This is a genomic window from Paenibacillus caseinilyticus (assembly GCF_027533645.1).
GTDB lineage: Bacteria > Bacillota > Bacilli > Paenibacillales > NBRC-103111 > Paenibacillus_G > Paenibacillus_G caseinilyticus.
In genome coordinates this window covers 101,033-114,983 of record NZ_JAQAGY010000008.1, presented here as the reverse complement: position 1 = coordinate 114,983, position 13,951 = coordinate 101,033, and the positions used below count along the sequence as shown (strand labels likewise).

At 57.4% G+C, this 13,951-nt stretch carries 16 protein-coding genes; 14 read left to right on the top strand and 2 right to left on the bottom strand.

The window, feature by feature from the left end:
• Nucleotides 1-137: 137 nt before the first annotated feature.
• The 3 genes from O9H32_RS14115 to O9H32_RS14105 are packed head-to-tail and all read left to right on the top strand — an operon-like array spanning nt 138 to nt 3,509.
• The gene (locus O9H32_RS14115; protein ID WP_269866751.1) at nt 138-1,148 is read left to right on the top strand and encodes a thiamine pyrophosphate-dependent dehydrogenase E1 component subunit alpha; all 1,011 of its coding nucleotides are present in this window, start codon (nt 138-140) and stop codon (nt 1,146-1,148) included.
• A 1-nt stretch (nt 1,149) separates the two neighbouring features.
• Complete coding sequence (locus tag O9H32_RS14110; protein ID WP_269866750.1) at nt 1,150-2,130, top strand: alpha-ketoacid dehydrogenase subunit beta; 981 nt, start codon at nt 1,150-1,152, stop codon at nt 2,128-2,130.
• Between the two features lie 14 nt (nt 2,131-2,144).
• Complete coding sequence (locus O9H32_RS14105; protein ID WP_269866749.1) at nt 2,145-3,509, top strand: dihydrolipoamide acetyltransferase family protein; 1,365 nt, start codon at nt 2,145-2,147, stop codon at nt 3,507-3,509.
• 5 nt (nt 3,510-3,514) lie between these two features.
• Here the strand turns inward: O9H32_RS14105 and prli42 are convergent, their stop codons facing one another.
• On the bottom strand, nt 3,515-3,610 hold the full coding sequence (gene prli42 / locus O9H32_RS14100; RefSeq protein WP_269866748.1) for a stressosome-associated protein Prli42: 96 nt from the start codon (nt 3,608-3,610) through the stop codon (nt 3,515-3,517).
• A 73-nt stretch (nt 3,611-3,683) separates the two neighbouring features.
• Between prli42 and O9H32_RS14095 the strand changes: the two genes are divergently transcribed.
• The gene (locus tag O9H32_RS14095) at nt 3,684-4,826 is read left to right on the top strand and encodes a M20/M25/M40 family metallo-hydrolase (RefSeq protein ID WP_269866747.1); all 1,143 of its coding nucleotides are present in this window, start codon (nt 3,684-3,686) and stop codon (nt 4,824-4,826) included.
• A 171-nt stretch (nt 4,827-4,997) separates the two neighbouring features.
• Here O9H32_RS14095 and mciZ read toward each other — a convergent pair whose 3' ends face one another.
• Nucleotides 4,998-5,261, bottom strand: coding sequence for a Z-ring formation inhibitor MciZ (gene mciZ, locus O9H32_RS14090; protein WP_269866746.1), 264 nt, complete (start codon nt 5,259-5,261; stop codon nt 4,998-5,000).
• A gap of 173 nt (nt 5,262-5,434) precedes the next feature.
• Between mciZ and O9H32_RS14085 the strand changes: the two genes are divergently transcribed.
• The 10 genes from O9H32_RS14085 to O9H32_RS14040 all read left to right on the top strand — a co-directional run bounded on the left by O9H32_RS14085 (nt 5,435) and on the right by O9H32_RS14040 (nt 13,950).
• On the top strand, nt 5,435-6,004 hold the full coding sequence (locus O9H32_RS14085; protein WP_269866745.1) for an NUDIX hydrolase: 570 nt from the start codon (nt 5,435-5,437) through the stop codon (nt 6,002-6,004).
• Entirely contained in the window at nt 6,001-7,188 is a 1,188-nt protein-coding gene (locus tag O9H32_RS14080) for an endonuclease Q family protein (protein WP_269866744.1), read from the top strand. Before O9H32_RS14085 ends, O9H32_RS14080 begins: the two co-directional genes overlap by 4 nt.
• Nucleotides 7,189-7,334: 146 nt before the next feature.
• The gene (spoIIM, locus tag O9H32_RS14075; protein ID WP_406627314.1) at nt 7,335-7,979 is read left to right on the top strand and encodes a stage II sporulation protein M; all 645 of its coding nucleotides are present in this window, start codon (nt 7,335-7,337) and stop codon (nt 7,977-7,979) included.
• A gap of 114 nt (nt 7,980-8,093) precedes the next feature.
• Nucleotides 8,094-8,543, top strand: coding sequence for a ferric iron uptake transcriptional regulator (gene fur, locus O9H32_RS14070; RefSeq protein ID WP_269866742.1), 450 nt, complete (start codon nt 8,094-8,096; stop codon nt 8,541-8,543).
• Between the two features lie 144 nt (nt 8,544-8,687).
• Nucleotides 8,688-9,812, top strand: a complete 1,125-nt coding sequence (gene ald / locus O9H32_RS14065; protein ID WP_269866741.1) for an alanine dehydrogenase — start codon at nt 8,688-8,690, stop codon at nt 9,810-9,812.
• Nucleotides 9,813-9,953: 141 nt separating this feature from the next.
• Nucleotides 9,954-10,196 (top strand): YqzK family protein, encoded by a 243-nt coding sequence (locus tag O9H32_RS14060; protein ID WP_269866740.1) that lies wholly within the window; start codon nt 9,954-9,956, stop codon nt 10,194-10,196.
• A 136-nt stretch (nt 10,197-10,332) separates the two neighbouring features.
• On the top strand, nt 10,333-11,232 hold the full coding sequence (gene xerD, locus O9H32_RS14055) for a site-specific tyrosine recombinase XerD (RefSeq protein ID WP_269866739.1): 900 nt from the start codon (nt 10,333-10,335) through the stop codon (nt 11,230-11,232).
• Between the two features lie 297 nt (nt 11,233-11,529).
• Nucleotides 11,530-12,357, top strand: coding sequence for a purine-nucleoside phosphorylase (locus tag O9H32_RS14050; RefSeq protein ID WP_269866738.1), 828 nt, complete (start codon nt 11,530-11,532; stop codon nt 12,355-12,357).
• Nucleotides 12,358-12,755: 398 nt separating this feature from the next.
• The gene (locus O9H32_RS14045) at nt 12,756-13,160 is read left to right on the top strand and encodes a flagellar protein (RefSeq protein WP_269866737.1); all 405 of its coding nucleotides are present in this window, start codon (nt 12,756-12,758) and stop codon (nt 13,158-13,160) included.
• Between the two features lie 415 nt (nt 13,161-13,575).
• Nucleotides 13,576-13,950 carry a cupredoxin domain-containing protein gene (locus O9H32_RS14040; RefSeq protein WP_269866736.1) on the top strand — a complete coding sequence of 125 codons (375 nt, stop codon included), beginning with the start codon at nt 13,576-13,578 and terminating at the stop codon, nt 13,948-13,950.
• Nucleotide 13,951: the final 1 nt, after the last annotated feature.

Here is a 13,951-nt window from a genome sequence, read left to right as displayed (position 1 = left end):
CATTCAATCTCTCGAATCAAAAATTGTTTTCATATTCGGAAGCTATTATAATATAGTTATATTAGGTAGTATTAGCACCTGGTATTAGACTCTGGCCTTGAGTGCAGAGCGAGTATCTTATAAGGAGGGTTCCTCCCATGTCCATCGGACAAATCCAGAAACACCGCCAGCTCGGTCTCACAGATGCGCAGGCCGTCGAGATGTATACATATATGCTGAAAGCCCGTATGTTTGACGAGCGCGGGTTCCTACTCCAGCGCTCCGGCAAGATCGCCTTTCACGTGTCGGGCATCGGGCAGGAGACGGCGCAAGTGGCTGCGGCCTACGCGCTGCACAGAGGGAAGGATTATTTCCTTCCGTATTACCGCGACTACGGATTTGTATTGACCGTCGGTATGACGCTGAGGGAGCTGCAGCTCTCCGTCTTCGCGAAGGCGGAGGATCCGAACAGCGGCGGGCGGCAGATGCCGGGTCACTTCAGCCATAAGAAGCTGAACATTGTGACCGGCTCTTCCCCTGTCACCACACAAGTGCCCCACGCGGCCGGGTTCGCCCTTGCCGCCAAGCTGCAGCGCAAGGATTTCGTCTCCTTCGTGACCTTCGGCGACGGTTCCAGCAACCAGGGAGACTTCCACGAAGGATGTAATTTTGCCGGCGTCAACAAGCTGCCCGTCATCTTCATGTGCGAGAACAACCAGTATGCGATCTCGGTGCCCCTGCACAAGCAGACGGCAGGCAGCATCGCCGAACGCGCCGCAGGATACGGGTTCCCGGGCGTGAAGGTCGACGGCAGGGACGCGCTGGAGGTCTACCGCGTCGTGAAGGAGGCGCGCGAGCGGGCCGTCCGCGGAGAAGGCCCGACCCTGATCGAAGCGGTGATGTACCGCATTCCGCCGCACTCCACTTCGGATAACGACCTGCTGTACCGGACCAAAGAAGAGGTCGAAGAAAACCGCGCCAAGGACGGCCTGCCGGTCTTCCGGCAGTACCTCGTGCAGTCCGGCCTGTGGAGCGACGAGCAGGAAGCGGAGCTTGCGGAGCGTATCAAGACGGAGCTGAACGAAGCGACACTCTATGCCGAGCAGGCGCCATTCCCGCTCCCCGAGGACACGCTGAAGCATGTATTCGCGGAAGAGGAGGAAGTGTAGCATGGCGGTCATTACATACCTGGAGGCCATTCGTACGGCCATGAAAGAAGAGATGGAGCGCGACGAGAATGTGTTCGTGCTCGGGGAAGACGTCGGTAAGGGCGGCGTCATGAACGCGACGAAGGGACTGCGCGACGTGTTCGGGGAAGAGCGTGTCATGGATACCCCGCTGGCCGAATCCGCCATTGCCGGCGTTGCAATCGGGGCGGCCATGTACGGGATGAAGCCGATCGCCGAGATGCAGTACGCGGACTTCATCTACCCCGCGACGAACCAGATCATCTCGGAGGCGGCGCTGATCCGCTACCGTTCCAACAACGACTGGAACTGCCCGCTCGTCGTACGGGCCCCTTATGGGGCGACCGGAGGCGGGGCGCTGTATCACTCCCAGTGTCCGGAGTCCGTGTTCTTCGGGGTGCCGGGCCTCAAGATCGTTGCTCCTTCGACGCCTTACGATGCCAAGGGATTGCTTAAGGCGGCGGTTCGCGATGCGGATCCGGTCCTCTATTTTGAGCACAAAAAATGCTACCTTGGGGTGACCGGGGAAGTGCCGGATGAGGATTATATCGTGCCGATCGGCAAAGCTGACGTGAAGCGCCAAGGCACGGACATCACGGTAATCTCCTACGGTATTACGGTACAATACGCGCTGCGTGCCGCCGAGGAATTGGCCGCGGAAGGAATCTCCGCCCATGTCCTCGATCTGAGGACCCTGCAGCCGCTCGATAACGAAGCGATCCTGGCGGCCGCGGCGAAGACCGGCAAAGTGCTCATTGTGCATGAAGACAACAAGACCGGCGGGGTAGGGGCGGAGGTTTCGGCGATTATCGCCGAAGAACTGCTCTTCGAGCTCGATGCGCCGATCATGCGCTTATGCGGAGCGGACGTGCCGGCTGTCGGCATGAACCCGCCTATGGAGAAGTTCTTCCTGCTCAGCACGGATAAAATCAGGGAAGCCATGCGCAAGCTGGCCTTGTTCTAGGAGGATAAACGATCATGACCGAAAAGACGATAGGAACCGAGGTACCCGTTCCCCACTTGGCCGAAAGCCTGGTATCGGCCACGGTCGGCAAGTGGCTGCGGCAGCCGGGTGACATCATAGAACAATACGACGTACTGTGCGAGCTGATCACGGATAAGGTAACCGTGGAGATGCCATCGCCCATCGCGGGGCGCCTCCTCCGTCTGGTCGTTGCGGAAGGGGAAACGGCTCCGGTAGGGGCCCCGCTCTGTCTGATCGAGGAGCCGTCCGCTGCAGGTGCCCGCATGGGGACCCCGGCTGCCCCTACTGTGGCGGCAGCAGCAAGTGCGATTGCCGGTGCTCCGGCAGAGGGCGGCATGCGGGCCCGGTACTCGCCGGCCGTGCTGAAGCTGGCCGCAGAGCACGGCATCGCGCTCTCGAACCTCAGCGGCAGCGGCATGGGCGGGCGCATTACGCGCAAGGACGTCGAAGCTTATATCGCTTCCGGAGCCGGTTCTTCTTCCGCCGTAACCGAGGCTGTGAAGTCCGTTGACCAGGCGGACCGGGATGCGGCGGCGGCCGCGGCGGCTCAGGGAGTATTCGTGCCCGCTTCGCCGAAGATGCCGGTGCGCACGACGGGGATTCATCTCTCGGAGAATCCGCCGCATGCCAACGTGGAGGCGGAAGGGCATCATACCGGCGGGCGTGAGTATCTGGTAGACGTCACACCGGTGCGCAGCATCATTGCGAGCCGTACACGGCAGAGCGTGACCGAGATTCCGCATGCCTGGACGATGATCGAAGTGGATGTGACGAATCTGGTTCATCTGCGCAACAAGCTCAAGGGCGATTTCATGAAGCAGGAAGGCATCAATCTGACCTATCTGGCTTTTGTGCTGAAGGCTGTCGTTAATGCCATCAAAGACTATCCGATTATGAATTCGGTGTGGGGCGTCGACAAGATTATCGTCAAGAAAGACATCAACATCTCGCTGTTGGTCGGGACGGAGGATTTTGTGCTGTCTCCGGTCATCAAGAAAGCCGACGAAAAAACAATAGCCGGCCTGGCCCGCGAGATCGACGATCTGACCAAGCGGGGAAGAGCCGGCAAGCTGACGCTGAGCGAGCTGGAGGGCGGTACGTTCACGGTGAACAACACCGGGTCATTCGGATCGATCCTCTCCTATCCGATCATCAACTACCCTCAGGCCGCCATCGTAACCTTCGAGTCCATCGTGAAGAAGCCTGTCGTGATCCAAGACATGATCGCCGTGCGTTCGATCGCGAACATGTGCCTCTCCCTCGACCACCGCATTCTCGACGGCGTCATCTGCGGCCGGTTCATGCAGCGCGTGAAGGAAAATCTGGAGGGGTACAATCAGGAGACGAAGCTTTACTGATTCCTCTAGTAGAACGAGGTTGCAGTCAGAAGTAACGTGGAAAGCAGCATGGATGCGATCATAAGGTAAACAACAATCTTGAAGATGGTCTTGTTTCGCAAACGGGTTCAGCTCCTTGTGAATGGAAATGCTATACTTATATTTTACCTCATCGAGGATACGGGAGGAAAGTCCATGATTCAGGAAAATCGGCTGGTCGCGGAATTTATGGAACTGGTGCAGATTGACAGCGAGACGAAATATGAAGCTGAAATTTCGAAAGTGCTCAAAGAAAAATTCACAGCCCTAGGCCTGACGGTAGAAGAGGATGACTCGGCAGCCAAAACAGGCCATGCTTCGGGCAACTTGTTCTTCACCCTGGCCCCATCGGGTGTGCCGTCGGCACCGAAGCTGTTCTTCACCTCTCACATGGATACGGTCACGCCGGGTAAGGGCGTGAAGCCTCAGCTCGGAGAGGACGGGTACATCCGCAGCGACGGGACGACGATTCTCGGCGCAGATGACAAGGCCGGCCTGGCCGCCATGCTGGAAGCGATCCGCGTCCTCAAGGAGAACAACATTCCCCACGGCCAGATTCAATTCGCCATTACAGCCGGCGAAGAGTCGGGGCTTCTCGGGTCCCGCAATATGGATGCGAAGCTGGTCGACGCTGATTTCGGCTATGCGCTGGACTCCAACGGCACCATCGGCGATATCGCAGTAGCGGCGCCTACACAGGCGAAGATTTACATCACGTTCTGGGGCCGCTCGGCCCATGCCGGCGTGAATCCAGAGGACGGCATCTCGGCTATCGCGGTAGCGAGCAAGGCCGTCTCGCGTATGCCGCTGGGCCGTATCGATGACGAGACGACGGCCAATATCGGCCGGTTCGAAGGCGGCATCGACGGCGCGACGAATATCGTAGTCGAACGTGTGCGTCTGGAAGGCGAAGCGCGCAGTATCACGGATGAGAAAATGCATGCGCAGGTGGAGAAGATGCGTGCGGCTTGCGAATCTGCGGCGCAGGAGATGGGTGCGAAGCTGGAGTTCAAAAGCGAAGTGATCTACCCGGCGTTCATGTACGATGAAACCGCACCGGTGGTCAAACTCGCCTCCGAGGCGCTGAAGAACGTAGGCTGCACGCCGCGCATCTTCCACTCCGGCGGAGGGAGCGACGCGAACATGTTCAACGGGATCGGCATCCCAACGGTCAACCTTGCCGTCGGCTACCTGGACATTCATACGACGAAAGAGCGCATCGCGGTATCGGATCTGGTGAAGACGGCGGAAGTTGTTGTTGCGATCGTCAAGGAAACGGCTGCCGGAGCCACAACGTAATACCGGTATCCCGAGTCTCGCTAACATACCAAAGGGCTGTTCCATTCTCTCTCGAGACTTGGGACAGCCCTTTGGTTATGTGCAAGTCAAAGAAGATGCCCTTGGTTGGATAGAGGGCTCAGCGAACCGCGGCCGATGGACGGCGTCCGTCGACTCCATATGATGAATCCCTCAGTTCAGAGGGGAATAGGCGGAGATGGCTTTTGTTATGGGAGATTGCCGGGTATAGGAAGGTCTGCGGACTGTTCCGGACACGGCTGCGGCGGAACGGATCACACGCTTGCCCTGCGGCACAGAGAAGCTCTGCGTGCCGTCCAGGATGGACGCCAGCGGCACATCGGCTGCCGCACGTTCGAGCGCACGCTGCAGGTATTTGCGGATTTCCCAGGCTTTGCCCACGAGTCGGAGCTGCTGTTCGGTTACATAGGATTTCATAGATTATTCCTCCCAGCTTGATAGGATGCTATAGTCCACCTTATGCTGGAGACTGATAGGTTATGTCCCTATTTTTCGCACGTTCCTTCGGTTTAGGGTTGTCCCCCGACTTCTGGTATAATGTGAGAAGGCTGTACCAATACAATACCCGCAGATGCGGAGGAGGAATCGGCATGACGCGTTCCATTCCCAAAAAATTTGAAGAAATTACAATTTCGACCCAGCCGGTTTTCCAAGGCAAGATCATTTCGCTGCAGGTGGACACCGTGAAGCTGCCGGGCGGCGGAGAATCGACCCGGGAGATCGTCAAGCATCCCGGCGCCGTGGCCGTACTGGCCCTTACGCCCGATGACCGCATTCTGATGGTCGAGCAGTACCGCAAGCCGCTCGAGCGCAGCCAGGTCGAGATCCCGGCCGGCAAGCTGGATGCCGGGGAAGATCCGCTCGATGCCGCCCAGCGCGAGCTTCAGGAAGAGACCGGCTACCGTTGCGGCAAGATGACGCTGCTCTCCTCCTTTTATACCTCTCCGGGATTCGCGGATGAGATCATCCACTTATACGCCGCAGAAGATTTGATACCGGGAGATGCCCAGCCGGACGAGGACGAATTCCTGAATGTGGAGGAATTGACGTTCGAGGAGGCGAAGCAGTACATCCGCGAAGGGCTGATCTCCGACGCGAAGACGATCATGGCGGTATACGCCTGGCAAATCTACCGCCTGACGGGTTCGTACCCCGCATGAATGCGGCCCTCACGCCTTATTACGCCGACCTTCATATCCATATCGGAAGGACGGAAGCAGGGGAAGCGGTCAAGATCAGCGCGGCGAATAACCTGACGTTCTACAACATCGCCCATGAGGCTTCGGAGACCAAAGGGATCGAGATTATCGGTATCATTGACTGCCACTCGCCCGGTGTACAGCGCGACATGGAACGATATCTCATGAACGGCGAGATGGAGGAGAGGGCGGGGGGCGGCATCGCCTACCACCGGACCACCGTTATGCTCGGATGCGAGCTGGAGGTACGGGAGCCCGGCATGGGACCCGTGCACCTGATCGCTTACCTGCCAGCTCTCGCAGACATGATCTCCTTCAGCAGGTGGCTGTCGAAGCACATGAAGAACGTGCAGCTGAGCTCGCAGCGGCTCTATGTTCCGTCCCGCGAGCTTCAGCAGGAAGTGATCGGACGAGGAGGTCTGCTCGTGCCGGCCCACATCTTCACGCCGCACAAGAGCGTCTACGGCAGCGGCTCCACCCGGATGGAGCATCTGCTCGATTTGGACGGGATCGCCGCAGTGGAGCTCGGCCTAAGTGCCGACTCCGTCATGGCAGGCTACATCAGCGAGCTGGACCGCTATACGTTCCTTACGAACTCCGATGCGCACTCTCTGCCGAAGATCGGACGGGAGTATAACCAGTTCGCGATGGCCGAACCGACCTTCAGCGAGCTGCGCCGGGTGCTGGCGGGCGAAGAAGGGCGCGGGGTGCTCGCGAACTACGGCCTGAACCCGCGGCTCGGCAAGTATCACCGGACCTACTGCGGGGACTGCAGTTCGATCCTCGACGAGAGTGGAGCCGTCGTAGTGGAGCGCTGCTTGTACTGCGGCAGCACCAAGCTGGTACGCGGCGTCATGGACCGGATTCTGTCGCTTTCAGACCGGGACGAGCCCTTCGTGCCGGAGTACCGTCCGCCATACCGGTACCAGGTGCCGCTCGAATATATTCCGGGGCTTGGTCCGAAGATGTTCAGGAAGCTGCTGGAGAGGTTTGGCACGGAGATGAACCTGCTGCACCGGGCTTCCCGCGATGAACTGGAGGAGGCGGCCGGAGAGGGTATCGCGGGGTACATCATAGAGGCCAGGGAGGGAACCCTGCAGCTTGAGGCCGGCGGCGGGGGCAAGTACGGGCGCGTCAAGAAATAGAGGGCTGCTTCGGCGGCGGGAGGTTCAGCATTTCTTGCAGTCCCGCCGCTTTGGCAGGTATGGCTGGCCACTTACATTCATAAGAGTCATACCTCGGCATCCTCCTGCATATCATGGTTCCATATGGACAAGGAGGCATGGGAGCGATGAGGAGCCGGACGCTGGAGCTGTATATGAAAGAGCACCTGTCATTCTACATTTTTGTCGGCGTCGTCTTCGTGACCGGCGTCGTCTTCGGGGCCGTGATGGTGAATGCCCTTTCGATCGAACAGCGGGAGGAGATCGCCCGGTATCTCGGTAATTTCTTCTCCTCGGTCCACCAAGGAGCCTTGGACGGCGGGGGGGCCGGCTCGTTCCGCGAATCCTTTGCGATGCACATCAAGTGGATTCTCCTGATTTGGCTGCTCGGGATCTCCGTCATCGGACTGCCGCTCATCCTGATTCTGGATTTTCTCAAAGGCGTGCTGATCGGCTTCACGGTCGGATATATGGTCGGCACCCTCTCCTGGAAAGGCCTGCTGTTCGCGCTCGTATCCGTCGTTCCGCCGAATCTGGTAATCATACCGCTGCTCCTGGTGTGCAGCGTGACGGCCATGGCTTTCACCGTGCATCTGGTTAAGAACCGATTCATCGCCCGCAAGGGGGCGCTCTACGAACCTTTCATGCGCTTCTCAGGCATCATGGTAGGGTCGGCTGTCCTTCTGGTCGGCGTGGCTGGACTCGAAGCCTACCTATCGCCCGTGATGATGAAGTGGGTGACGCCGATGCTTCTCACGTTCTCCGGGTCCTAAAAGGTTTGACTTTCCGGCGGACGGCGCCCTATAATGTAAGCATACGGCAATCCCCGAAGGGGGCTGCCGTCCGCGAAACCCGGAGCGGTTGCTTTCGATTGTAGGGGGAGAAGCATGGAAGCTCGAATTGAAAAAATCAAACAGCAGCTGCAATCGCAAGGCTATAAACTGACGCCCCAGCGGGAAGCTACCGTGCGAGTGCTCCTCGAGAACGAAGAAGACCACTTGAGCGCCGAGGACGTATTCATGCTCGTTAAGGATAAAGCGCCGGAGATCGGTCTGGCAACCGTGTACCGGACCCTGGAGCTTCTGAGCGAGCTCCATGTCTTGGAGAAGATGAATTTCGGAGACGGCGTGGCCCGTTATGACTTGCGCAATGACAGCACTCATCACCACCATCATCATCTAATCTGTGTGCAGTGCGGCGCTGTGGATGAGATCATGGAAGATTGGCTCGGACCGTTGGAGGAACGGCTGGATAAGGAATTCAATTTCCAGGTTCTCGATCACCGGCTTGACTTCCAGGGCATCTGCCACCGCTGCCGTGATAAGAACAAATCGTAAGTAACAAAAACCTTCCCCTGGATCCGCCAGATTCAAGCGAAGGTTTTTTTGCTATTCCTCACATAATACGGCCCGTTCGGCTAGATGCTATAGAACAGACGAGGAAAATCGAAAATCAGGGAGCATAGGGAGGGGAAATGACTTATGATCATCGGCGTTCCGAAAGAACTCAAGAATAACGAAAACCGCGTAGCGCTCACGCCTGGCGGCGCAGCGATGCTGCATGCGGCCGGTCACGAAGTGCTGATCGAGAGCGGCGCGGGCGGCGGCAGCGGCTTCAGCGACGAGGAGTATGCGGGCGAAGGGGCACAGATCGTCACCGAGGCGGCCGAGGTATGGGCACGCTCGGAGATGATCATGAAGGTTAAAGAACCGCTTCCCTCCGAATACGACCACTTCCGTGAGGGATTGACCTTATTCACCTATTTGCATCTGGCGGCCGAGCCGAAGCTGACCGAGGCGCTGGTCCGCAGCAAGGTCACCGGCATTGCGTACGAAACGATCCAACTGGCGAGCGGCGGGCTGCCTTTGCTCACGCCGATGAGTGAGGTCGCCGGCCGGATGTCGGTACAAGTCGGCGCCCAGTTCCTGGAGCAGTCGTACGGCGGAAGGGGCATTCTCCTTGGCGGCGTGCCGGGCGTGCCTCCGGCAGACGTCATCATTCTCGGCGGCGGGATCGTCGGAACGAACGCGGCGAAGATGGCACTAGGACTTGGTGCCAATGTCGTGGTCATCGAACGAAGCGCGGACCGGCTCCGCTATCTTGATGACGTGTTCTTCGGGCGGATCCGTACGCTGATGTCCAATCCGTACAATATCGCCAATGCGGTGCAAAAGGCGGATCTGCTCATCGGTGCGGTGCTGATTCCGGGGGCCCGGGCGCCGAAGCTCGTCACCGAAGAGATGGTGAAGACGATGAAACCCGGTGCGGTCATCGTCGATGTGGCGGTGGACCAGGGCGGGTCGATCGAAACCGTTGACCGTGTCACCACGCACAGCCAGCCGACCTATGAGAAACACGGTGTGATTCATTATGCGGTCGCCAATATGCCGGGAGCCGTTCCCCGTACTTCTACACTAGCGCTGACCAACGTAACGATCGCCTATGCCCTGGAGATCGCGGGCAAAGGAGTAACCCGGGCCCTCTACGGCAATCCGCCGCTGAAGCTCGGCGTGAATACGTATCAAGGCCATGTCACGTACCCGGCAGTAGCCGAGGCCGTCGGGCTGCCTTACGCCGTAATCGATTCGCTGCTGCCCATTTCTTAACCCGGGTTCCGAAGTGTTCGTCTTCCGATGAATAATTACCTGGCATGCTCATATATTTGACCTGTGGATCATAGTCTCTTCTTAAGTGCGCGCGGTGCCGGCCTGTATCCGGACACTGCCGGATATAGGGAGGTACAGGCTATGATCTTACATTTCTCGCTGCGCAGATGGAAGGAACGCTTCCGCTTCTTGGTCCTCTTTACGGCCTTTACGGTGGCGTTGTATCATGCGCTCCTGCTCATTACGGGCTGGATCGAACCCGGCAGCCGTTATCGGGAACCGTCCGGACGCGCGGTGAAAGTGTTCTTGAACGAAGGGGATGCGCTGGCCGGAACGGGGACGATCCGCGAACGTCTGAAGCTGTTCTATGAGATCGGGGAATAGGAGACAACCGACAGTGATCAATCCCGCAACACAGGATTGATCAGAAAATCAGCGGTGTCCGGCAGGAGAATAAGCCGCAGATGTGGAAAAGATAAGGGACTGCCTCTGTACTACATAAAAGGGGATACCTAATCGCATGAAAGATCAACTGCAAGCTTTTATCCGTTATTTGTCAGAGGACAAGGGTCTGGCCAAGAACACGCTGGATTCCTACGAGCGGGACCTCGTACAGTATCTGGATTATCTGGAGAGCCAGGGGGTAGCTGCGCTGCAGGCCAGCTCCAGAATGAACATATCGAGTTATTTGCTTGGCCTTAAGCAGAAGGGCAGAGCGGTGGCTACCTTGTCCAGAAGCATGGTTTCGATTCGTGCCTTTTACCAATATTTGGTGAGAGAACGTTGTCTCGATACGGATCCCTCGCTCCATCTGGAGTCCCCGAAGCTGGAGAAACGCGTTCCGATGGTATTGTCCATCCAAGAGGTGGGCAAGCTGCTGAACGCACCCCAGACCTCCACGCCGAACGGCATGAGGGACAAGGCGATGCTGGAGGTGCTCTATGCTACCGGTATCCGCGTCTCCGAGCTAATCTCCCTTGATGTCGACAGCGTCAACCCGTCTCTCGGGTTTATCCGCTGCTCGGGAAGCGGGGGACGGGAGCGGATCGTGCCGCTCGGCGAGATCGCATCCCAATATGTCAGCGGGTATATCGAGACGATGCGGCCGAAGCTGCTCAAAGCCTCGAAGCCTGAGCCGGCACTCTTCGTGGGGCACCTCGGGACGCGGATGACCCGGCAGGGGTTCTGGAAGATCATTAAGAAGTACGCGGCGGGCACCGGAATCCGCGAAGAAATGACGCCCCACACCCTGAGGCATTCGTTCGCCGCCCACCTGATCGAGAACGGGGCCGATCTCCGTTCGGTTCAAGAGATGCTGGGCCACGCCGATATCTCGACCACCCAGATCTACGCGCAGCTGAACCGGGGCAAGATCAAGGAAGTATACGACCGGACACATCCGAGAGCACGGATGGAATAACGTACCAGAACCAGCCGGGGCAAGAGCCATAGGGGCAAGCAAGCCTCACCCTTCATCTACCAGGGCGGGGCGGCTTGTTTTTTGCTGTGTCCAACCGCAATAAGCGGTGAGGAAAACCCAGTCGGGACGCATGTCTTTGCAAAGCGCTGCGGCATTTGCGATAATAACCTTGTATGTCTTGGTGCCCCGGGTAATCTGCCTAAGCTTACGGGCTTGGGGGCACATCGTACGACTAGATTGTACGGCTTTTCATTACTTACACTTACATAATCGTTATTCAAGGAGGCTGCTATTCGAATGGAAGCAACGAATGTACTGCAGAACATCAAGGAAGCCGCCGCATTCATACGCGAGGCGTACCCGGCCCGCCCGGAGATCGCTTTAATCCTTGGATCGGGTCTCGGCATTCTCGCCGATCTCGTCCAGGATGCGGTTACGATCCCGTATGATAAGATTCCGCACTTTCCGGTATCTACCGTGGAAGGACATGCGGGCGAGCTGCTGCTCGGCACCGTAGAAGGACGGCACGTCCTGTTGATGAAAGGACGGTTTCACATGTACGAAGGGTACGGCGTAGAAACCGTATCGTTCCCGGTCCGTGTCATGAAGGAACTGGGCGTGGAGAAGCTGCTGGTAACCAATGCGGCTGGGGGCGTCAATACGAGCTATGAAGCCGGAGACCTCATGGTCATCAGCGACCATATCAACTTTACGTCCCGCAACCCGCTCATCGGGCCCAATCACAGCGAACTCGGCGTGCGTTTCCCGGATATGTCCGAAGCTTACAGCAAGCGGCTTCGTGCCTTGGCGCATGAGGTGGCGGGCGAGCAGGGGCTGAAGCTGCAGGAGGGCGTCTACATCGGGCTTCTCGGCCCATCCTACGAGACACCTGCCGAGATCCGTATGATGCGCACGCTTGGCGCGGACGCCGTTGGGATGTCCACCGTATCCGAGGTTCTCGTGGCCCGGCATGCGGGAATCGAAGTTCTCGGCTTCTCGTGTATCTCCAACATGGCTTCCGGCATTCTGGACCAGCCGCTCTCCCATGAAGAAGTCATGGAAACGACAGACCGCGTCAAGCAGAAGTTCCTGAAGCTCGTTCTTGGTATTATTGCAAGGATGTAGCAAGCTGCAGAGAGAGCAAGTCTGGTACAATAAAAAAAGGCTGTCCCTCGCTCACGAAGAGCGAAGGCAGCCTTTTTGCTGTGAGCCGGCGTGGAGACCGGTATTTATTTGGACTTGCCTGCCCCTTTATCATCGGATCGGGTCGTCGTGTTCTGATTGCCGTGCCCTTGCTGCTTCGCCATAAGCTCACCTCCCGGCGACAAGTATCGCGATCATCCTGCAACTTTAGTATGACTTGGTGAACATGAAATTAGCCAGACAGAAACTTACATCGGGATTTTTATGTGATCCCCTCTGTTATTGGTAGGTATCTTGTGCTACAATGTGGGTACATAGAACTATTAAATGAATGACGAACAATCAAGTTACCCCACATACAGAGAAAGAAGGGCTCGGCCATGACGATGCTGAAGGTAGCGAATTGTCCCCAATGCGGTCAGGTATACCAGAAGAATATCCGCGAGCTGTGCCAGGACTGCTGCCGGTCGCTGGACACGGAGCTCAGCCGCTGCGAAGCCTTTTTGCGGGGGAACCGGAAAGCGACGACCGAGGAGCTGCTTGCAGGTACCGGTGTACCGCTCAAGCGAATTACGGCGTTCCTGAAGGAGAACCGCCTTCATCTGGCAAGTTATCCGGCCCTGACATACCCTTGCAATTCCTGCCAAGCCCCAATCCGGCAGCACCATCTCTGCTGCACATGCCGCGTACGCATCGTTACGGATTTGCGTGTATTGAAGGAGAAGGAAGCCAAAGCGGCGCCGCGCAGCTCTGCATTCCAGATCCGCAGCACGGTTTACCGGTGATAACGCTTTCTGGCTCGTTGACTCAGGCCTGTTCCCTAGCGGAGCAGGTTTTTTGCTAATACTAGAACTTATATCCTACCGGAGCTCCTTCCTGAATCTCCTTTTTCTAAAAAAATGCGCATTGTCCTTAAAGGACGGCGAAGCCGTTTATCTCGGTTCCGGGAATCCTAAACTCACCGGGTAAAGTACCTTACGGACAACACATCAGTTTAGGGTAACTCTCCATGGGGGGACCGGTACGTTTGGCTGTTCGCTGGTTTTGTGCTAAAATGTCAAAAGAATGATGGCTGTCCGCCCGGACCGGGCGATTTGTCACAAATTTTTCACGTGTATGGCTCCAAAAGGCATGTGTAATACGGCTTGGTTTTTGTACAATACTACTATACGTCTTTACCGTAGTAAGGGGGGAATACCTATGCAAAAGTGGATCATGTTCTCACTGTTCATCGTCGCTTGTCTTCTCGGTACGGGCGTGCTGTTCCAGAACATTTCGGCTCGTCAAGCCGAATTGGCCAAGGAAGCGACAGCCGGTCCGTCTCTGAAGTTCAACGCTTCGAACTACAAGTTCGAAATTTCGGGCAAAGCCAAAGCCGGCGAGAAAGTAACGCTCTCCCTGGTGAACAAGGAAGGCCTTCATGCGGTTTCGATCGCAGGCACTAACGTGAAGCTCGACGCCAACACCAAAACGGCTGACTTTACGTTCGATAAGCCGGGCGAGTACGAAGTGATTTGCGCCCTGCCATGCGGCCCGGGCCACCCTGACATGCATGCGAAGTTTGTAGTGGAATAAG